The 20,517-nt window shown below is 49.3% G+C and carries 16 protein-coding genes; 13 read left to right on the plus strand and 3 right to left on the minus strand.

Annotation, left to right across the window (positions count from 1 at the left end; translation table 11 throughout):
* Window positions 1-50 precede the first annotated feature (50 nt).
* The 5 genes from smc (at window position 51) to def (ending at window position 8,211) form a co-directional block, all read left to right on the plus strand.
* Window positions 51-3,575 (plus strand): chromosome segregation protein SMC, encoded by a 3,525-nt coding sequence (gene smc / locus ACO0LL_RS05445; RefSeq protein ID WP_422949866.1) that lies wholly within the window; start codon window positions 51-53, stop codon window positions 3,573-3,575.
* On the plus strand, window positions 3,572-4,654 hold the full coding sequence (locus ACO0LL_RS05450) for a cell division protein ZipA C-terminal FtsZ-binding domain-containing protein (protein ID WP_422949867.1): 1,083 nt from the start codon (window positions 3,572-3,574) through the stop codon (window positions 4,652-4,654). The genes smc and ACO0LL_RS05450 overlap by 4 nt, the downstream gene beginning before the upstream one ends.
* Window positions 4,655-4,666: 12 nt before the next feature.
* Window positions 4,667-6,724, plus strand: coding sequence for an NAD-dependent DNA ligase LigA (gene ligA / locus ACO0LL_RS05455; protein WP_422949868.1), 2,058 nt, complete (start codon window positions 4,667-4,669; stop codon window positions 6,722-6,724).
* A 1-nt stretch (window position 6,725) separates the two neighbouring features.
* Window positions 6,726-7,604 (plus strand): UTP--glucose-1-phosphate uridylyltransferase GalU, encoded by an 879-nt coding sequence (gene galU / locus ACO0LL_RS05460; RefSeq protein WP_422949869.1) that lies wholly within the window; start codon window positions 6,726-6,728, stop codon window positions 7,602-7,604.
* 73 nt (window positions 7,605-7,677) lie between these two features.
* Window positions 7,678-8,211 (plus strand): peptide deformylase, encoded by a 534-nt coding sequence (gene def, locus ACO0LL_RS05465; protein WP_422949870.1) that lies wholly within the window; start codon window positions 7,678-7,680, stop codon window positions 8,209-8,211.
* A gap of 75 nt (window positions 8,212-8,286) precedes the next feature.
* Here def and ACO0LL_RS05470 read toward each other — a convergent pair whose 3' ends face one another.
* The 3 genes from ACO0LL_RS05470 to map form a co-directional block, all read right to left on the minus strand.
* Window positions 8,287-9,033 (minus strand): pseudouridine synthase, encoded by a 747-nt coding sequence (locus ACO0LL_RS05470; protein WP_422949871.1) that lies wholly within the window; start codon window positions 9,031-9,033, stop codon window positions 8,287-8,289.
* 87 nt (window positions 9,034-9,120) lie between these two features.
* Window positions 9,121-11,673 (minus strand): [protein-PII] uridylyltransferase, encoded by a 2,553-nt coding sequence (locus tag ACO0LL_RS05475; RefSeq protein WP_422949872.1) that lies wholly within the window; start codon window positions 11,671-11,673, stop codon window positions 9,121-9,123.
* Between the two features lie 49 nt (window positions 11,674-11,722).
* Complete coding sequence (gene map, locus ACO0LL_RS05480; RefSeq protein ID WP_422949873.1) at window positions 11,723-12,532, minus strand: type I methionyl aminopeptidase; 810 nt, start codon at window positions 12,530-12,532, stop codon at window positions 11,723-11,725.
* A 397-nt stretch (window positions 12,533-12,929) separates the two neighbouring features.
* Here map and rpsB point away from each other — a divergent pair, with 397 nt between their 5' ends.
* The 8 genes from rpsB to rseP all read left to right on the plus strand — a co-directional run bounded on the left by rpsB (window position 12,930) and on the right by rseP (window position 20,506).
* Window positions 12,930-13,676: a 30S ribosomal protein S2 gene (rpsB, locus tag ACO0LL_RS05485; protein WP_110253518.1), complete on the plus strand. Its 747-nt coding sequence runs from the start codon at window positions 12,930-12,932 to the stop codon at window positions 13,674-13,676.
* Between the two features lie 136 nt (window positions 13,677-13,812).
* Complete coding sequence (tsf, locus tag ACO0LL_RS05490; RefSeq protein ID WP_422949874.1) at window positions 13,813-14,694, plus strand: translation elongation factor Ts; 882 nt, start codon at window positions 13,813-13,815, stop codon at window positions 14,692-14,694.
* A 257-nt stretch (window positions 14,695-14,951) separates the two neighbouring features.
* Window positions 14,952-15,668: a UMP kinase gene (gene pyrH, locus ACO0LL_RS05495; protein WP_422949875.1), complete on the plus strand. Its 717-nt coding sequence runs from the start codon at window positions 14,952-14,954 to the stop codon at window positions 15,666-15,668.
* 85 nt (window positions 15,669-15,753) lie between these two features.
* Window positions 15,754-16,314 carry a ribosome recycling factor gene (frr, locus tag ACO0LL_RS05500; protein ID WP_110253515.1) on the plus strand — a complete coding sequence of 187 codons (561 nt, stop codon included), beginning with the start codon at window positions 15,754-15,756 and terminating at the stop codon, window positions 16,312-16,314.
* A 34-nt stretch (window positions 16,315-16,348) separates the two neighbouring features.
* Complete coding sequence (locus ACO0LL_RS05505; RefSeq protein WP_422949876.1) at window positions 16,349-17,128, plus strand: isoprenyl transferase; 780 nt, start codon at window positions 16,349-16,351, stop codon at window positions 17,126-17,128.
* Window positions 17,128-17,946: a phosphatidate cytidylyltransferase gene (locus ACO0LL_RS05510; protein ID WP_422949877.1), complete on the plus strand. Its 819-nt coding sequence runs from the start codon at window positions 17,128-17,130 to the stop codon at window positions 17,944-17,946. Before ACO0LL_RS05505 ends, ACO0LL_RS05510 begins: the two co-directional genes overlap by 1 nt.
* A 5-nt stretch (window positions 17,947-17,951) precedes the next feature.
* Window positions 17,952-19,136 (plus strand): 1-deoxy-D-xylulose-5-phosphate reductoisomerase, encoded by a 1,185-nt coding sequence (gene ispC / locus ACO0LL_RS05515; protein WP_422949878.1) that lies wholly within the window; start codon window positions 17,952-17,954, stop codon window positions 19,134-19,136.
* A complete protein-coding gene (rseP, locus tag ACO0LL_RS05520; protein ID WP_422949879.1) occupies window positions 19,133-20,506 on the plus strand; it encodes an RIP metalloprotease RseP in 1,374 nt (457 codons plus the stop codon). Before ispC ends, rseP begins: the two co-directional genes overlap by 4 nt.
* Window positions 20,507-20,517 lie beyond the last annotated feature (11 nt).

The raw sequence follows: 20,517 nt of genomic DNA on the forward strand, positions 1-20,517 counted from the left end.
TATACGATACGCGGTAGATTTGACTGCAAAAGATAATAAAATTATATAAAGTGCGATTAACTTCTATTAAATTAGCGGGATTTAAATCTTTTGTAGATCCCACCCATTTTCAGGTTCCTGGCCAACTGGTTGGTGTTGTCGGCCCTAATGGTTGCGGTAAATCCAATATTATTGATGCCGTGCGCTGGGTTTTGGGTGAATCCAAAGCTTCTGAGTTGCGTGGCGAATCCATGCAGGACGTTATCTTTAACGGTTCTACCCACCGCAAACCCGCTGGCCGCTCGTCGGTAGAGTTGGTTTTTGATAACAGCATGGGCAAAGCTGCAGGTCAATGGAGCCAATACGGTGAAATTGCCGTCAAGCGTACCTTGACGCGTGACGGCACGTCTACTTACTACATTAATGGGCAGCCAGTGCGCCGCCGCGATATCCAGGATATTTTCCTTGGTACCGGTCTGGGGCCGCGCGCCTATGCGATTATCGGCCAGGGCATGATTTCGCGCATCATTGAAGCCCGTCCGGAAGAATTAAGGATTTTCCTCGAAGAGGCTGCCGGTGTTTCCCGTTATAAAGAACGCCGCCGCGAGACAGAAAACCGTATCCACGACACCCATGAAAACCTGGTACGTGTTGAAGACATCCTGCGCGAATTGAATAACAACCTGGACAGGCTGGGTGCGCAAGCAGTTGTTGCTAATAAATTTCGCGAATTGCAGACTGATCAGGAAGAAAAGCAAAAGCTGCTGTGGTTGCTGCGTAAAAAAGAAGCAGAAAACGAGCAAAAAAAGCATTTTGCCGAAATAGAAAAGACTCAGACTGATTTGGAAGAGCAAACAGCCAAGCTGCGCCATGTAGAGCTGGAGCTGGAACAAATGCGCCAGGCCCACTATGCCGTCGGCGACCGCATGCATCAGGCGCAAGGTCATTTGTACCAGACCAATGCCGAGATTGGCAGCCTGGAAGCGCAAATCAAATTCGTCATCGAATCTCGCAGCCGTTTGCAATCACAATTGCAGTCACTGACTGCGCAGCGCGATCAATGGCAAAACCAGAGTCGGCAATTCCAGGATGATTTGTCTGAAGGCGAAATCCATGTTGAGGAGCTGGCCATGCGCGCCGAGCAGGCACTGGAAGTCAGCCAGCAACAGCAAGACAAGCTGCCCGCGATGGAGCAAATATGGCGTGAGTCGCAACTGAAGACGACAGAATCACGCGCCAAAATCATGCAGATGCAGCAGCAGATAGAGCTGGAATCTGCGCATCAGCGTAATGCGTCAAATATCCTGAACACCCTGGCAACCCGACGCGAGCGCCTGATGCAGGAAAAACAGGGCCTGGTATTGCCGGATACGACGCATCTGGACAATTTGTCGATGCAACTGGAAGAAAAAAAGCAGGTGCTGGAAGAGCTCACCATGCAGCTGGAAGAAGCGCAAGAGCGCTTACCTTTGCTGGAAGATGAGCGCAAACAGGCACAACAGCAAGTGAACCAGGACAGTGCTGAATATGCGCAACTGGAAGCTCGCCTGCTAGCCCTGAAGCAATTACAGGAAAAAGTACAGAGTCAGGGCAAGGTGCAGCCATGGCTGGAAAAGCACGAATTGAGTGGTTTGCCAAAAATCTGGCAAAAACTGCATATCGAAGCTGGCTGGGAAACTGCTCTGGAATCCATCTTGCGCGAACGTACCGCAGCGCTGGAAATGTCGAACCTGGACTGGGCAAAGGCCTTTTTTGGTGATGCGCCACCTGCCAAGCTGGCTGTCTGTGCACCGACTATCGTGGCAGAAACAGTTACTCCTCTGGCTGGCTTCAAGCCTTTCATCGATTTGTTGCAACTCAATGATGCAGGCTTGCGTGGTTTGATGCAAGACTGGTTACATCAGGTGTACATCGCTGACGATATTACATCCGCCTTCATGGACAGGGTTAAGTTACCAGCCGGTGCCTGTTTTATCACCAAACAGGGCCATGTCATTGCCCGCTCCAGTGTGCGTTTTTATGCCGCGGATTCTGAGCAAGATGGCGTGTTGGGACGTCAACAAGAGATAGAAAACATCACCAAGCAATGCCGCGCCAAGCACATGCTGGCGGACGAGTCCAAAACCCGTGCCGTACGTTCGGAATCTGCTTACACCCAAGCTACGCAGCAATTGCAAGACTTGCGCCAGCGTGTGGGTAGCCTTACACAGACTACCCATAGTCTGCAAATCGAATTCATGAAATTGTCTGAAGTGCAGGAACGCTTTAATCAGCGCAGCACCCAGATAGGCAGTGATCTGGCAGAAATCGCTGCGCAAGAGGGTGAACAGCAGCAAATCCGTGCCGAGTCCGAGCAAAAATTTGAGCAACTGGACATGGACCTGGCGGAGCTGCAGGAAACCCATGAAGAAGGCCAGACCGCTTATCTGGAAAAAGAGCAGCAATTGAATGAAGCCAGACAGCGTCTGCGCGATCTGGAACTTGCTGCGCAAGAAGCTGCTTTTGCAGAAAAATCCCACCGCAGCAAGATGGAAGAATTGCGCCGCAGTATCGCGACCGCGCTGGAACAATCCGCACAGCTATTTGCCAGCATGCAGCAGGGGCAGCTTGAGCTGGAATCCATGGACGACCAGACTGCACAAGCTGGTTTGCAAGATTTGCTGGACAGACGCAGCTCACAGGAAGTGGCGCTGGCAAATGCCCGTCATGAGCTGGATCAACTGACGCAGCAGCTGCGTCATCACGAAGAATCCAAAATGCAGGTGGAGCGTAGCCTGCAACCACAACGTGACCGTATCGTTGAATTGCAATTGAAAGAACAGGCTGCACGTCTGAGCCAGGAACAATTCTCGGAACAATTACGCAATTTTGAAGTCGATGAAGAAGTCCTGGCGCAAAAACTGCATGATGATCTCAAGCCGTCTTATTTGCAGGGCGAAGTTACCCGCCTGACCAATGCGATTGCTGCTTTGGGTGCCGTGAATATGGCCGCTCTTGATGAGTTGGCGCAGGCAACTGAGCGCAAGACTTTCCTGGATGCACAGCATGCTGATCTGACTGAGGCAATCACGACTTTGCAGGATGCCATTCACAAGATTGATATTGAAACACGCGATTTGTTGCAAGATACCTTTGACAAGGTGAACCACCATTTCGCTGAGCTTTTCCCGATTTTATTCGGCGGTGGTCAGGCGAAACTGATCATGACGGGCGATGAAATTCTGGATTCTGGCGTGCAAGTCATGGCGCAGCCTCCTGGCAAAAAGAATGCAACCATTCACTTACTATCTGGTGGTGAAAAAGCCCTCACAGCAACTGCGCTAGTATTCTCCATGTTCCAGTTGAATCCTGCGCCGTTCTGTTTGCTCGATGAGGTTGATGCGCCGCTGGATGACTCAAATACCGAGCGTTTCTGTAATATGGTGAAACGCATGTCGGCAAACACACAATTTTTATTTATCTCCCATAACAAGATTGCGATGGAAATGGCACAACAATTGATTGGTGTCACCATGCAAGAACAGGGGGTTTCACGAATCGTGGCGGTAGATATGGAATCTGCCGTCAATTTTGCTACTGAGGTTCAAGCGGCATGACAGATCTACAAATTAGTTTGTTAGCGATAGGTGGAACGCTGGTGGTCGGCGTCCTGATTTTTAATAAATGGCAAGAATACAAAGCCAAGAAAACTGTTGAAAATGCATTTGGCGATGGACATGATGATGTCCTTATGAATCCTGATGCGCCCGCTGAATCCATAGTCAGGCATGAGCCTAGCCTGGATGGCGATGTGCAGCCTGTTGACGATGTGCCGCAACATCATGAGCCCATGCATGCAGATACTGCCACTGAAATGGAAGCCCCAGTAGCAATACAGGATAAGGAATTGCCAGTTGATGAATTAATCGATTGCGTGATTCCATTGGAGTTTGAAACACCGGTACGTGGTGAAAAAATTCTGGCAGAAATTGCAGACCTTAAATATGTGGGTAAAAAACCCGTGCATTTCATAGGCCAAAGCCACAGCGGTGAGCGCGATGTGATTGCCGTTGGTGGGGCTTACACCTGCCTGTTTGCAGGCGTGCAAATGGTCAGCCGCAATGGCCCTTTGAATGAATTGGAATATTCTGAATTCATCATGAAACTGCGGGCGATTGCTGACAATCTCAGTGCACACCCGGATATCCCGGATATGAACAAGGTCATGGTCAACGCCCGCGAATTGCATCAATTCGTCGCCGAGCATGACGCACAGCTGAGCGTGAATATCGCTGCCAACGGTGCACCATGGGCCTTGAATACTTTGCTCGCAGCATTGGAGAAAATGGGCTTTGATCAGCGTCCTGATGGTCGTTTGATGATGCCTGATGGCGATGGTGGCAGTCTGTTCACTTTATCGACCAATGTCAGCGTCAGCGAGACCATGACTTCGCGTCTGACCCTGTTGCTGGATGTGCCTTGTGTTGCCCCTGCACGCGATGGCTTTGGTGCCATGGCAGCTTGTGCACGCTCTTTAGCGACTCGTCTGGGTGGCACAGTCGTGGATGACGGCAATCAGCCCATTTCCAAATTGGCACTCGATGAGATATCCGGCCAGGTTCATGAATTTTATGCAGCAATGGCAGAGGCGCAGATTCCTGCTGGTTCTTTGCGTGCCCAGCGATTATTTAGTTAATTTATTCCAGACATGCAGAATGATCTTTTGGATGCTGCCGCCAAGGCGGCAGATACTTCAACACTAGCGGCACAAGCAGAACACTTGCGCACAGAGTTGAACCGGTATGCACATGCCTATTACGTACTGGATAATCCCAGTGTGCCCGATGCTGAATATGACAGATTGTTTTCAGAACTTCAGCGGCTGGAAGAAACCCATCCCGAATTAAAAACCGTCGATTCACCCACCAGCAGGGTAGGTGGGGCACCGTTGCCAGAATTTGGCCAGGTGCAGCATGCTGTGCCCATGTTGTCGTTGAATAATGGCTTTGAAGATGATGATGTCGTCAATTTTGACCGCCGCGCCCGTGAAGGGCTGGATATTCAAAATGAAATTGTCTATGCAATAGATTTGAAGTTTGATGGCCTGGCCATTAATCTGCGCTATGTCGACGGCGTTTTCACGCAGGCAGCGACGCGGGGCGATGGCTTCACAGGCGAAGATGTTACCGAAAATATTCGCACCATACGTAACATCCCCTTGCGCTTGCGGGTAGACAATCCGCCAAAGATACTGGATGTGCGCGGTGAAGTATTGATGTTCAAGCGCGATTTTGAAAAACTCAATCAGCGCCAGCGTGATGCGGGTGCCAAAGAGTTTGCCAACCCGCGTAATGCTGCTGCTGGCAGCCTGCGTCAACTTGATTCAAAAATTACTGCTCAGCGTAGCCTGCGTTTTTTTGCCTATGGCATAGGCCTGCTGGAAGGCATGAGCATGCCTCCTTCTCATCGCGCTTTACTGGACTGGTATAAACAGGCAGGCATCCCTGTCTGCGAAGAAAATGCCTTGGTCAGTGGTGCATCTGGTTTGCTGGAATTTTACAAGTCTATTCAAACCAGGCGCGATAACCTGGATTATGAGATTGATGGCGTGGTCTATAAAGTCAATGACTTTGCCAGCCAGCAGTCGCTTGGTTTTGTATCACGCGCGCCACGTTTTGCAATCGCTCACAAATTCCCGGCGCAAGAAGCTTTAACTTCTGTACTGGATATAGAAGTGCAAGTCGGTAGAACCGGGGCGATCACACCTGTCGCCAGGTTGGCCCCTGTTTTTGTTGGTGGCGTGACTGTAACCAACGCCACCTTGCACAATGAAGAAGAGATACAGCGCAAGGATATACGGATAGGTGACACGGTTTCTGTACGCCGCGCAGGTGATGTCATACCTGAGGTCGTTGCCAGCATATTGGAAAAACGTCCGGCAGATTCGCGCCAGTTTGTCATGCCGGTGGAATGCCCGATTTGTGGCTCGCCCATACAAAAGCCGGAAGATGAAGCGATTGCCCGTTGCAGCGGTGGCTGGATAAAATGTACTGCGCAACGCAAGGGTGGCCTGTCGCACTTTGCTTCACGTAAGGCAATGAATATTGATGGTGTAGGAGAGCAGCTCATTGATCAGTTGGTCGATAAGAATGTCGTTACAACTGCTGCAGATTTGTATAAGCTTGGTCTGCGCGCGCTGGTTGAACTGGACCGCATGGCAGAGAAATCTGCGCAAAATGTATTGAGTGCGCTGGAAACATCGAAACTGACCAGTTTTCCGCGCTTTATCTATGCACTGGGTATACGCCATGTTGGTGAATCTACGGCAAAAGATCTGGCTGCGCATTTCGGTAATACGGATGCATTGATGAAAGCGACGGAAGAGCAGTTGCTGGAAGTATCGGATGTCGGCCCTGTGGTTGCCAAGTCTATACTCCGCTTCTTTTCTGATCCACTTAATGTGGAGTTGGTGGAGCAATTGCTGGCATCTGGCATACATTGGCCGGAGATAGAAGTCCAGGAAAAAGGTGAGCAGGTATTGGCTGGCAAGACGCTGGTATTGACAGGTACCTTGCCTACGCTAAGCCGTGATCAGGCGACAGAGATCATAGAAAAAGCGGGCGGCAAGGTTTCAGGTTCAGTATCAAAAAAAACCAGCTATCTGGTTGCCGGTGATGATGCGGGAAGCAAGCTGGTAAAAGCGCAAGAATTGGGTTTAACTATATTGACAGAAGCAGAATTGCTTCAACTTTGTTCCAGGAGCTGAAATGAGAAAAATTACAAAAGCAGTATTCCCCGTAGCTGGTCTGGGTAGCCGATTCTTGCCTGCCACGAAAGCACAACCTAAAGAGATGTTGCCTATCGTTGATAAGCCGCTGATTCAATATGCGGTTGAAGAGGCAGTTGAGGCAGGCATTACAGAAATGGTATTTATTACTGGCCGCAACAAGCGTGCAATTGAAGATCATTTCGATAAAGCCTATGAGCTTGAAAGCGAACTGGAAGCAGCAGGCAAAGAAGCCTTGCTGGATCTGGTCAGGAACGTCATTCCCAAGAACATCAACTGCATTTATATCCGCCAGACAGCAGCTCTGGGTTTGGGCCATGCGGTATTGTGCGCCCGTCCGGTAATTGGCGATGATCCTTTTGCTGTCTTGCTGGCAGATGATCTGATGGACGCGGATGCAGGTCAGCCATCTGTCATGGCACAGATGGCACGTCAGTACGAAGCCGAAGGTGGCAGCATCATCGCAGTACAAAATGTACCCCGTGAATTTACCCGTCAATATGGTATTGTCAGTGGCACACCATATACCGAGAGCCTCGAAAGAGTGCAGGGCATAATAGAAAAGCCTATGCCTGACGTTGCCCCATCGACTCTGGCGGTGGTTGGTCGCTATATTTTGTCTGGCCGTATTTTCTCTTATCTGGAAACCCTGGGTAAGGGCTCCGGTGGTGAAATTCAATTGACGGATGGTATTGCTGCCATGTTGAAAGACTTCCCGGTCTATGCCTTCCGCCCAAATGCGACGCGTTATGACTGCGGCTCCAAGCTCGGCTATCTGAAAGCCAGTGTTGCTCTCGGTTTGAAACACAAGGAAACCAGTGCAGAATTTACCGAGTTCCTGCAATCCCTGAATAAATAATGCAATTCTGCGGCCAGCTATAAACTGGCCGTATTTGCATTAAGTCATTTACTCTTATTACATTTGGTGCACCATGATTCATCCTATCCTGAAAATGGGCGATCCACGACTGTTAAGGGTTGCCGAGCAAGTCACTGCGTTTGATACTCCAGAATTGCATGAGCTCACCAGGGATATGTTCGAGACCATGATTGCCGCCAATGGTGCTGGTTTGGCAGCGCCGCAAATTGGTGTGAATTTACAACTGGTGATTTTTGGCTTCAAAAATAATCCGCGCTACCCTGATGCACCTGTTGTGCCTGAGACAGTGCTCATCAATCCTGTACTGACACCCTTGTCTGAAGAGACTGATGACGCATGGGAAGGATGTTTGTCTGTGCCAGGCATGCGAGGCCTGGTGCCGCGCTGGAGTGCTCTGCGGTATGAAGGCTATGATCAATTCGGTACACGAATTTCACGTGACGTAGATGGCTTCCATGCCCGCGTCGTGCAACATGAGTGCGATCATCTGAATGGCATTTTGTATCCCATGCGCATACGTGATCTGACACAATTTGGTTTTACTGAAGTTTTGTTTCCAGAGCTTGATCCTAACGACGACGATTGAGTTGATTTCAAAACAAAAGGGCAAGAATTTCGATTCTTGCCCTTTTGTTTTTTGAAGAGTGCTAAAGAGTGCTAATTAGAATTGCTCATCTTCCCGGAGGTAGCGCCATTGCCCCTCTGGTAATTTACCCAGCTTGATCTTGCCTATGCGAACGCGTTTCAGGCCTATCACTCTCAAACCTACCATTTCACACATGCGCCTGATCTGGCGCTTCTTACCTTCACGCAGGATGAAATTCAACTGATCTTCATTTTGCCAGGTGACTTTGGCAGGCAGTAGTTTCTTGCCATCCAGTGACAGACCATGATTCAGACGACGTAAATCTGCATCTGGCAGGCGGCCAGGTTTACTGTATTGCACGCGTACCAGATATTCCTTTTCCACCACGGTGGTTTCACCTATCAGGTGCTTGGCGATGCGGCCATCCTGGGTCAATACCAGCAAACCAACGGAGTCAATGTCCAGCCGGCCAGCAGGCACGAGACTGCGTAATTGGGTAGGGTGAAACTGGGTATCGACTTCATCCTCCGCCCAGCGGTTCTCTGGCTTGATCAAGGCGATTGCTGGTGTATAACCATCTTCAGCCTGACCACTGACGAAACCAACGGGCTTGTTGATGAGGACGGTGACGCGTTTTGATTGCTCTGCCGCGGCCTGTCTTTCCACGGTCACTTTTTGATGCGGTAATACCTTGCTGCCCAGTTCGGAGATGACATTGCCATCAACCCTGACCCAGCCGCGTGCTATCCATTCATCAGCCTCACGGCGGGAGCAAAGGCCAAGTTCGGACATGCGTTTGGAGAGTCTTACAAGTTCAGTCATGATGCTTTTAAAGTAGTCTCGCCTGAGAGTAGTTGCGGATCAGACGAGGGTGTTGATTATTCGGTTGTAATATAGCGTTGCCAGCGTTTAAATTCTGAGTGCATCCAGCAAGTCGGTTTCAAACTGTATCTGGCTGCGTGCACCTTGCAAGGCCTGGCCATCGACGATGAAAACATCTTCTACCCTTTCGCCCAGGGTCATGATCTTTGCTGTATGCAAATTGATTTTATACTTGGTCAGGATATTTGCCACGGCATATAACAAGCCATTTCTGTCATTTGCAGAGATCGACAGTAAATAATACTGGCCACGGTCATCCGGCCGCAAATCGACTGTAGGCACGATAGGGAAGGTGCGTGACATGCGCGACAGGCGTCCACGGTTAGGTGGTGAAAGCGGAGTCTGGCGCGTCAGTATCTCTGTCAGTTCGTGCTCTATCAAATTAATGATGTCACGATAATTATTGGCAAAAGCCGGTTCTATGACCAGAAAAGTATCCAGAGCATAGCCATTTTTGCTAGTATGAATTTTTGCATCAAGAATGCCAAAGTTCTTGCCGTCAAAATAATTGCAAATGCGCGCAAACAGGTCAGGCTGGTCTTTGACATAGACTGTGATCTGCAAACCTTCACCGATAGGTGAGAGGCGGCATTTCACCACAGGTGTCTGGCTATCGATGCGATCGTGCAAAGCACGTGTTTGCCAGGCGATATCAGATGCATCATGGCGCAGGAAATAAGCAACATCAAGTTGATGCCAGAATTTTTCATGCGCGTCAGGTGCCAGGCCATACAGGCGCAAGGCTTTCAACGCATCTTCCTGGCGATTTTTTAGCTCCCTGTCCTTGCTCGGCGCTTCTCCACCCAGTACCCGTAAAGCCATGCGGTACAGGTCTTCCAGCAGTTTGCCTTTCCACGCATTCCAAACCTTGGGGCTGGTGCCACGTATATCGGATACCGTCAGCAAATACAGTGCTGTCAGGTGGCGTTCATCCTTGACGATGTTGGCAAAATTTTGTATCACGTCCGGATCCGACAAGTCCTGCTTTTGCGCCACATGCGACATGGTCAGATGGTTTTGTACCAGGAAAATAATCAGCTCGGTATTGGCTTTGCTGAGGCCATGGTCATAACAGAATTTTTTTGCATCAGCCATGCCAAGAATGGAATGATCGCCGCCACGGCCCTTGGCAATATCATGGAACAAGGCTGCGATGTACAAAACCCATGGCTGATTGAAATTTGCCATCAACTGACTGCAAAACGGGTATTCATGTGCATGCTCGGGCATGGTGAAGCGACGCAAATTGCGCACTACCATCAGGATGTGCTGATCTACTGTATAGGCATGAAACAGATCGTGCTGCATCTGACCGATGATGCGGCGGAAATTAGGCAAATAACGCCCCAGGATACTCATCTGGTTCATGCGCCGCAGAGCATGAGTAATCCCTTGTGGCGACTGCAGGATTTGCAGGAACAATGATCGATTGAAAATATCGTGACGGAACTCAGCATCGATCAACAGGCGTGCATGCCATAGTGCACGCAAGGTCCTGGCCGTCATGCCTTTGAGCTCTCCATGTCTGGCCATTGCCAGAAATACTTCCAGTATGGTCGATGGGTTGGCTTCAAAGGTATCGTCCCTGGCAATGTCGATGAAGCCATTTACTTCATTGAAATGCTCATTGATGGGGCGTGGCACAGAGGGTTGCGGAAACAATACGGCTTCTATGTTTTGCAGCAACACCGTATTTAGCTGTGTAACTGCCTTGGCTGCCCAGTAATAGCGTTGCATCAAGTGCTCGCTGGCGCGCCTTGACTCTGTGGTCTTGAACCCAAAGGTTTCTGCTATTGCTGTCTGCACGTCGAAAATCAAACGGTCTTCACGGCGCCCTGCATAAATATGCAGCCGTATGCGTATATCCTTGAAGGCACGCTCATTACGCTTTAACTGACGCGCCTCGACATCGGTGATCAGGCCGCGCTCTGCCAGTTCACGCCAGGAGTTACCCAGATTGGCTGCCTTGGCCACCCAGAGTATGACTTGCAAGTCCCTGAGTCCCCCCGGGCTCTCTTTGCAATTCGGCTCCAGACTATACGGTGTGTCTTCGTATTTGACATGGCGCTGTTGTAGTTCCAGTAATTTTTCCTGGAAGAATTTTTGTGGATGCAGGGCTTCCGTATAGCGTTGCTGCATTTCCTTGAATAATTTACGGCTGCCCGTAACTAGGCGTGCTTCCAGCAGGCTGGTTTGTACTGTGATGTCAGCTGCAGATTCCTGCAGGCATTCATCAATGGTACGTATGCTGTGGCCAATATCAAGACCTATGTCCCAGAACAGCTGCACCAGTTTTTCCAGCTTCTCTCGCAAGGCGGCATCAGGCCTTTCCTGCAATAGTATCAACACATCAACGTCAGAGTAGGGGAAAAGCTCACCACGTCCGTAGCCACCTACAGCGACCAGTGCTGCCTCTTTCGGAAACTCAAAGTGACGCCAGATTTTACTGAGTTGCTGATCGACATTGCGGCACAAATCATGCAGCAGTTGCTCTGCCTTGTGATTCTCCTTGAACGCATTGATGACGATCAGTTGCGCTGATTTCAGTTCTTCCTTGAAAGAGAGTGCCGGTGTCTGCATGTGGCCAGGGTCTTAATCGGGTTTGATTTAAGTTTGATTTAAGTTTGATTTAAGCGAGTTTGATGAAGTCTGGAATAGGCGGGTAGCCTGCCGACAAAGTCAGTACTTCATAACCGGTTTCCGTCACCAGCACCGTATGCTCCCATTGCGCTGACAAACTGCGGTCCTTGGTCTTGATGGTCCAGCCATCCGGCATTTCCTTGATTTCGCGGCGGCCGACATTGACCATGGGCTCTACCGTAAAAATCATGCCGGGCAAAAGTTTTTCCATGGTGCCAGGTTTGCCGTAATGCATGACTTGCGGTGCTTCATGGAATATCTTGCCTATGCCATGGCCGCAAAACTCGCGCACTATGCTGTAGCCAGCTCTTTCGGCATGCTGCTGTATGACGTGTCCGATATCACCTAGGTGTGCACCTGGTTTGATCTTGTCTATACCCAGCCACATACATTCATAGGTGATTTCGCTGAGACGTTTGGCCATGATCTTGGGTTCGCCAATCAGGAACATGCGGCTGGTATCGCCATGGTAGCCATCTTTGATGACGGTAATATCAAGATTGACGGAGTCGCCATCCTTGAGAACCTTGTCGCCCGGTATGCCGTGGCAAATAACATCGTTGACCGATGTGCAAATGGCTTTGGGATAAGGTGTATAGCCTGGCGGGCAGTAATTCAGCGGGGCAGGGATGGTGCCTTGCACATTAGTCATGAATTCGTGACATAAACGGTCTAGTTCACCAGTTGTCACGCCAATTTTAACGAAAGGCGTGATGTAATCGAGAACTTCCGAAGCCAGTTTGCCAGCGATGCGCATGCCGGCGATATCTTCCGGCGTTTTGATAGTAATAGCTTCCATACGTTTTCTTGTCGTTGACCCGGATTTGCGTAACAAGCAAATGGCGTGGCCCCTACGTATGTCTGGCCAGGCTCAGGTTTGCTTGTCCGCTAAAATCTTGGTTTGAGTAAAATTGCGAAAGTGTTGCAGAACCGGAATTATAGTCCATGAAGGGCGCTGCCGTATCGGCCTGACATGCTTGCTATACCATGCGGCTGAAGACAGCACTTGAGGGAAATGCGATTTTCATAGTAGAATAGATGGTTAGCTTGTAGATGTATAGAAATGCGATACTTGCTAATTAATATTTTATCAATCGAATCCGGTCGAAAAGGGTGTCTTGCAGCGTTTAAATTAATAGTAAATATTAATTCGCTCAGATCACTGGCTGGATTCAAGACCTAACCCTGGAGTTATTATGTCTGTAACAATGCGTGAAATGCTTGAAGCTGGTGTGCACTTTGGTCACCAAACCCGTTTTTGGAATCCAAAAATGGCACCGTACATCTTCGGCCATCGCAACAAGATTCATATCGTTAACCTGGAAAAAACACTGGCAATGTACCAGGACGCGATGAAGTACATCCGTCAATTGTCTTCCAATCGCGGCACAGTGTTGATGGTTGGCACCAAGCGTCAATCCCGTGACATCATCGCAGCAGAAGCACAACGTGCTGGCATGCCTTTCGTTGATCAACGCTGGTTGGGTGGTATGTTGACTAACTTCAAAACAGTCAAAACATCCATCAAACGCCTGAAAGACATGGAAGCTTCCATCGAAGACGGTTCTGTTGAGAAACTGTCCAAAAAAGAAGCCCTGATGTTCCAGCGCGAAATGATCAAGCTGCAAAAATCCATCGGTGGTATCAAGGATATGGGCGGCGTTCCTGATGCAATTTTCGTGGTTGACGTTGGCTACCACAAAGGTGCAATCACTGAAGCAGCGAAACTGGGTATCCCGGTTATCGGCGTGGTTGATACCAACCACTCCCCAGAAGGTGTTGCATACATCATCCCAGGTAATGATGACTCCTCCAAAGCAATCGCTTTGTATGCTCGCGGTGTTGCCGATTCCATCCTGGAAGGCCGTGCAAACGCAGTAAACGAAGTTTTGGAAGCTGTTAAACCAGGTTCTGATGAGTTTGTAGAAGTAGAACAAGCTTAATTGCCTGTTCTGGCACATGGTTTCAAGCTGCTAGTGGCGGCTTGAAACAAAAAATGGGGCAACAGTCGTTCGCCCTTTTTTTTAAACAAAATTTGATATCGGTGTTTTTTAAACACCTTTGAACTAGGAGAATGACATGGCAGCGATTACAGCAGCTTTGGTAGGTGCACTGCGCGCAAAAACAGATGCGCCAATGATGGAATGCAAAAAAGCGCTGACAGAAGCAGAAGGCGATATGGACCGTGCGGAAGAAATTCTGCGTGTAAAACTGGGTAGCAAGGCTTCTAAAGCATCTTCCCGTATTACGGCAGAAGGCGTTGTCGCATCCTACATCTCCGGCAATGTTGGTTCCCTGATCGAAGTTAACTGCGAAACAGACTTCGTGACCAAGAATGATGATTTCCTGGCGCTGGCAAATACTTGTGCAAAACTGATCGCTGAACACAATCCTGCTGATATCGCAGCTTTGGGTGCATTGCCACTGGATGGCAAGACAGTTGAAGAAGTGCGCGCAGCACTGGTTGGTAAAATCGGCGAAAACATGTCTTTCCGTCGTTTTGTCCGCTTTGACACAACTGCCAAACTGGTTTCTTACCTGCATGGCACACGTATCGGCGTGGTTGTTGAATTTGACGGCGCAGATGAGCAAGTTGGTAAAGACGTAGCAATGCATATCGCTGCGATGAAGCCAGTATCCCTGTCTTCTGACCAGGTGCCTGCTGAACTGATCGAAAAAGAGCGCTCTGTAGCAGCTCTGAAAGCAGCTGAATCTGGCAAGCCTGCAGATATCGCTGAAAAAATGGTTGAAGGTTCCGTACAGAAATTCCTGAAAGAAGTTTCTTTGCTGAATCAAACATTCGTTAAGAATGACAAGCAAACAGTTGAGCAGATGTTGAAATCTGTTAATACAACTGTCAAAGCGTTCACCATGTTTGTTGTTGGTGAAGGCATTGAGAAGAAGCAAGATGACTTCGCCGCTGAAGTGGCCGCGCAAGTGGCTGCAGCAAAACAAGCGTAATTGGCGAAATAAAAAAACGGGCCGAAAGGCCCGTTTTTTTAAATCTGGCGATTGTAAGTATTTGTGTCTGAGCATCAAATTTATGTATTCAGGTGTAAATATGAGCGTGTTATGAGCGAGTGGTGCTCCATTTGTTTTGTGTATTGCCTGACCGGGCTAGTTTACAAATCAAATGGTTATTGAAGAGTCTTATCCAGGCTGTTTCATCCAGTACGCATTTCTTTTAAACTATTTAAACTACCAGAAGGAGTCCTATCATGACAAAACCTGCTTACAAGCGTGTGCTCTTGAAGCTCTCTGGCGAAGCCCTGATGGGCGATGATCCGTTTGGCATTAATCGTGCGACGATAGAGCGCATGGTGGCCGATGTGGCCGAAGTATCGAGAATGGGCGTGGAGCTAGCCATCGTTATTGGCGGTGGCAATATCTTCCGTGGCGTTGCGCCTGGTGCACAAGGCATGGACAGGGCAACCGCAGACTACATGGGTATGCTGGCGACAGTTATGAATGCCCTAGCTTTATCCGATGCCATGCGCCAGGTCGGACTGACTTCGCGCGTCATGTCAGCTATCGCCATTGACCAGGTTGTAGAGCCTTATGTACGCCCAAAAGCCTTGCAATACCTGGAAGAAGGTAAAGTCATTGTATTTGCTGCAGGTACAGGCAATCCTTTCTTTACTACCGACACTGCAGCTGCTTTGCGCGGTTCGGAAATCGGCGCTGAAATCGTCTTGAAGGCAACCAAGGTTGATGGTGTCTATACAGCCGACCCTAAAAAAGATCCTGCAGCAACGCGTTATACAACGATTTCTTTTGATGAGGCTATTGCCCGTCATCTGCAAGTCATGGATGCGACTGCCTTTGCACTTTGCCGTGATCAGAAACTGCCGATCAAGGTATTTTCCATTATTAAACCGGGTGCATTGAAGAATGTCATTTTGGGGGGAGACGAAGGCACCTTAGTGCACGTATAATCCTGCACTTCGGATTGTTTCATATTAATTCGGCAAGGAGCGCGGCCGCAGCCGTCGCTCGTGCCCAGATGTACAGGAGAGCGCGATGAGCGTAGCAGATATCAAGAAAAGTTCTGACCAGCGTATGCAAAAGTCCATCGAGACTTTAAAGGCTGATTTGTCTAAAGTACGCACTGGCCGTGCCCATACCGGCATTCTGGATCATGTCCAGGTTGATTATTACGGTACACCTACTCATATTACTCAGGTTGCCAATGTGACTTTGATCGATGCGCGCACGATTGGTGTGCAGCCTTGGGAAAAGAAAATGTTGAATGCAATTGAAAAAGCGATTCGTGATGCTGATCTTGGTTTGAATCCATCCTCGCAAGGCGAGCTGATACGCGTGCCAACGCCACCGCTGACGGAAGAGCGCCGTAAGGAAATGGTCAAGCTGGTTAAAACTGAAGGTGAAAGCGCCAAAATCGCTATCCGCAATATTCGCCGCGACTCCAATGAGTCTCTGAAGAAATTGCTGAAAGAGAAAGAATGTTCTGAAGATGATGAGCGCCGTGCGCAGGATGATATCCAGAAGTTGACGGACAAGTTTGTTGCCGAAGTCGATAAGCTGCTGGCTGACAAAGAAAAAGAAGTGTTGACAGTATAGTCGTCGCCCGCGTATCAACACATTCTGGATTTACATGACCCATACAAGTTCCACCAAGGAAATTCCGGCAGTTGGCGCAATTCCTAAACATATCGCTATTATTATGGACGGCAACGGGCGCTGGGCAACCAAGCGTTTTTTGCCGCGTGTCGCCGGGCATGTAAAGGGCGTTGAAGCGGTCAGGGGCATCGTTGAAGCCTGTGCCCGCCGCGGTGTTTCTTACCTGACCTTTTTTGCCTTCAGTTCGGAAAACTGGCGCAGGCCGGCTGAAGAGGTTTCGCTATTGATGCGTTTGTTTGTGACCGCTCTTGAAAAAGAAGTGGCGAAAATGCACGCTAATAATATACGCCTGAAAGTGGTCGGTGATCTGACTCGCTTTGACCCGCAATTGCAGAAAATGATAGCTGCTGCAGAGGAAAAAACCGCCAATAATCAGGGGCTGACTGTAACGGTCTGTGCCAATTACGGTGGCCGCTGGGACATCATGCAGGCCATGAATCGCCTGCAAAAAGAGCGGGGAGCTGCAGGGCAGGCTGATCAGGAAATAACAGAAGACCAGCTTGCTGCGTATTTGTCGATGGCCTATGCACCTGAGCCAGATTTGTTTATCCGTACCGGCGGTGAAACACGCATTTCCAATTTTCTGCTCTGGCAACTGGCTTATAGTGAGTTGTATTTCACCGATACATTCTGGCCTGATTTTGATGCGGCTGCTCTGGATTTGTCCATATCATCATATCAAAACCGTGAACGTCGCTTTGGACGCACCAGTGCCCAGGTGTCAGAACAATCTGCCCAGCAAGAAAGCAAGTAATGCTTAAAACCCGTGTCCTGACTGCTCTGGTTCTGCTGGCCATTTTGTTGCCAGTGCTGTATTCGGCCAATTTTTATGCTTTCTCTGTGCTGGCGGTGGTGTTTTTTGCTGCTGCCATGTGGGAATGCCAGCGCTTGTTTAAAAAGCCCGGCCCTATCATCATGGCAGCGCTTTGGGTTGGCTTGCTGATTTACTGTTTATTTCATCTGGCAGACTTTTCTCACCCTCTGCTGTTTGCGCTGAGCACGGCATTCTGGGCTTTAAGGTTGGTCCCCACGCTAGCCAGGGGCTTGCCGGAAACGCATAATTTTTCCAGTGGCATGCTGAGTACTTTGTATGGCATCAGTATTTTTGCCTGCTTCATCGCGATTGCGGTGTTCTTTCAGCGTTCACCGATGTATCTGTTTTCGGTCATGGCCATCGTCTGGATTGCTGACATTGGCGCCTATTTTTCTGGTAAAACTTTTGGCAAGCGCAAACTCGCTCCCACAATTTCTCCGGGTAAATCGTGGGAAGGTGCTATCGGTGGTTGGATCTGCGTATTGCTATTGGCGGCAGCGACAAGCTTTGTCCCTGCTTTGGAAAATACTTTCACTGCGCAATTAGTTGCCAGAAAAGGCTGGCTCATCTTTGTTGGCGCCATGACTTTGATTACTGCGGCAAGCGTAGTGGGCGATTTGTTTGAATCTTCATTGAAACGCCGCGTCGGCATGAAAGACAGTAGCAACCTCCTGCCCGGGCATGGTGGTGTGCTTGACAGGATAGATGCATTGATACCTGTGCTTCCCCTGGCAGCCCTGGTAGATTTGTGGCGATAAAATACATGCAGAAAAAACAACAGCTTTGCATATTAGGTTCTACCGGCTCCATAGGCGTATCGACTTTGGATGTGGTTGCACGCCATCCTGAGCGCTATGGTGTTTTTGCGTTGACCGCACATACCCAGGTAAAAAAACTGGCTGAGCAATGCGCGCAGTTTTTACCTCAGGTTGCAGTGGTTGGTACTGCGCAGGCTGCTGATGAGCTGGCGGTTCTGTTAAAAGAATTGCATTTACCTCAAATCCAGATATTGTCTGGCCCAGAGGCCTTGTGTGCCGTTGCCAGCGCCAGTGAATGTGATAGCGTCATGGCAGCCATTGTTGGTGCTGCCGGTTTGCCTGCGTCTTTGGCTGCTGCAAAAGCAGGAAAAAAAGTCTTGCTGGCGAATAAAGAAGCATTGGTCATGTCTGGTCAGCTGTTTATTGATGCCATTAAAGACAGTGGTGCTGCTTTACTGCCTATTGATAGCGAGCACAATGCCATCTTTCAATGCTTGCCCGGCAACTATAACCGTCAACCCGGCCAGCATGGCATACACAAAATATTATTGACTGCCTCTGGCGGGCCCTTCCTGAATCGGGATGTCAATACCCTGGATGATGTCACGCCTGAACAAGCCGTGGCTCACCCCAACTGGGTCATGGGTCGTAAAATCTCCGTCGATTCAGCGACGATGATGAACAAGGGGCTGGAGGTCATCGAGGCTCACTGGCTGTTTGCGACGCCGGCAGAGCAGATTGAGGTGGTCATCCATCCACAAAGTGTGATTCATTCCATGGTGTCCTATATGGATGGTTCAGTGATTGCACAAATGGGTAATCCGGATATGCGCATACCCATCGCTTACGGTATGGCCTATCCTGAGCGTATAGACTCGGGAGTCGCACCACTTGATCTGCTGAAGGTCGCCAGTTTGAATTTCATCAAGCCAGACTTCCAGCGTTTCCCATGCTTGCAACTGGCCTATGATGCTTTGAAGGAGGGTAAGTCAGCTGCAACCATATTGAACGCAAGTAATGAAATTGCTGTCCAAGCGTTTTTGGACAAGAGAATAGGCTTCCGCATGATCAATCAGGTCATAGAGCATACGCTGAGCAAACTTGCTGCGAGCGAGACACCAGATCTGGAAAGCATACTCGCCTGCGATGCTGAAGCACGCAGGGTTGCACAGGCGATGATCTCCTTATGACCTGGCTACAAAACGCATTGGCCTTTCTGGTGACCCTGGGAATACTGGTCACCATCCATGAATTTGGACACTACATTGTGGCCCGCTGGTGTGGCGTTAAAGTTCTGCGTTTTTCCCTGGGAATGGGAAAGATTATCTACTCCAGGCGCCTGGGTAAAGACCAGACCGAATGGGCTATCTCTCTGTTGCCGCTAGGTGGCTACGTTAAAATGCTGGACGCCCGTGAAATGGGTGCGGAAAAAATCTCCCCAGATGAGCTGTCCCGCGAATTTTGCCAGCAATCTGTCTGGAAGCGCATAGCTATCGTGGCTGCCGGCCCTATGGCCAATTTTTTATTGGCCATCTTCCTTTATACCGCCTTGTTTGTGCATGGTGTACCAGAGGCAGTTTCCAAAGTGCGCGTAGCATCTGAATCCTCTATCGCCTATAAAGCGGGATTGCGCTACGGTGACCTGGTTACTTCTATAAATGGTGAGCCAGTACAAAGCTGGTCAGAGTTCCGTTGGAAAATGATGCAGGCCGGTGTCAGTAGGCGTAATCCGGTACTTGAAGTACAGCATGTCAATACCGGCAATATTAGTGGTAACACACCAATTTCCGTGGAAATCCCACTTCAACAACTGAGTTCAAGCGAAGTTGATACCGATATTTTGCAGCACCTTGGCTTGAATCTTGCGGGAAGTACTGAAATTGTACTGGAGGATTTCTTACCGGATAGCCCCGCCAAGCAGGCTGGTTTGCAGGTTGGCGACCGTATTCTGGCGATAGGACAGAAACCCCTGCTTGATACAATAGATTTCCGGCAAATCGTCAACGCCAATCCTGATAAGCCGTTGAAGTTGATGGTACAAAGGAACGGCAGCAAATTTGAGGTGGAAGTCACGCCTGTCAGTCAGGAAGTAAGCGGGCAGACAGTGGGGTTGATGAAGGTAAAATTGCAGCCCATGGTTCCAGAGATGACAGTGGTGCAGGCTAGCCTGCCACAGGCATTTATCAAGTCTGTTGAAAAAACCTGGGATACCAGTATATTTAGCCTGAAAATGATGGGAAAAATGCTGACGGGTAGTGTTTCTCTGAAGCACATAACCGGACCTTTGACCATCGCTGATTATGCCGGTCAAACCTCCAGAACCGGCATGATTGTCTATCTGGGCTTCATTGCGGTGATCAGTATTAGCCTTGGCGTGATGAATTTACTACCAATACCCGTTTTGGATGGGGGGCATTTGTTGTATTATTCGCTGGAAGTTTTGACCGGGAAACCTTTGCAGGACCGTTATGTCGAAATGGGACAGCGTGCCGGATTATTTTTGTTATTGACGATGATGGCAATAGCTTTTTTTAATGACATTGCCCGACTAATGTCATAATAGCTGGCTTG

It is taken from the genome of Undibacterium sp. TC4M20W (assembly GCF_049340245.1).
Lineage (GTDB): Bacteria > Pseudomonadota > Gammaproteobacteria > Burkholderiales > Burkholderiaceae_D > Undibacterium.

Bases quoted from the DNA above. Each gene is read 5' to 3' on its own strand.
- ACO0LL_RS05450 (WP_422949867.1), top strand. From the start codon at position 3,572: ATGACAGATCTACAAATTAGTTTGTTAGCGATAGGTGGAACGCTGGTG.
- ligA (WP_422949868.1), top strand. From the start codon at position 4,667: ATGCAGAATGATCTTTTGGATGCTGCCGCCAAGGCGGCAGATACTTCA.
- galU (WP_422949869.1), top strand. From the start codon at position 6,726: ATGAGAAAAATTACAAAAGCAGTATTCCCCGTAGCTGGTCTGGGTAGC.
- def (WP_422949870.1), top strand. From the start codon at position 7,678: ATGATTCATCCTATCCTGAAAATGGGCGATCCACGACTGTTAAGGGTT.
- ACO0LL_RS05470 (WP_422949871.1), bottom strand. From the start codon at position 9,033: ATGACTGAACTTGTAAGACTCTCCAAACGCATGTCCGAACTTGGCCTT.
- ACO0LL_RS05475 (WP_422949872.1), bottom strand. From the start codon at position 11,673: ATGCAGACACCGGCACTCTCTTTCAAGGAAGAACTGAAATCAGCGCAA.
- map (WP_422949873.1), bottom strand. From the start codon at position 12,532: ATGGAAGCTATTACTATCAAAACGCCGGAAGATATCGCCGGCATGCGC.
- rpsB (WP_110253518.1), top strand. From the start codon at position 12,930: ATGTCTGTAACAATGCGTGAAATGCTTGAAGCTGGTGTGCACTTTGGT.
- tsf (WP_422949874.1), top strand. From the start codon at position 13,813: ATGGCAGCGATTACAGCAGCTTTGGTAGGTGCACTGCGCGCAAAAACA.
- pyrH (WP_422949875.1), top strand. From the start codon at position 14,952: ATGACAAAACCTGCTTACAAGCGTGTGCTCTTGAAGCTCTCTGGCGAA.
- frr (WP_110253515.1), top strand. From the start codon at position 15,754: ATGAGCGTAGCAGATATCAAGAAAAGTTCTGACCAGCGTATGCAAAAG.
- ACO0LL_RS05505 (WP_422949876.1), top strand. From the start codon at position 16,349: ATGACCCATACAAGTTCCACCAAGGAAATTCCGGCAGTTGGCGCAATT.
- ACO0LL_RS05510 (WP_422949877.1), top strand. From the start codon at position 17,128: ATGCTTAAAACCCGTGTCCTGACTGCTCTGGTTCTGCTGGCCATTTTG.
- ispC (WP_422949878.1), top strand. From the start codon at position 17,952: ATGCAGAAAAAACAACAGCTTTGCATATTAGGTTCTACCGGCTCCATA.
- rseP (WP_422949879.1), top strand. From the start codon at position 19,133: ATGACCTGGCTACAAAACGCATTGGCCTTTCTGGTGACCCTGGGAATA.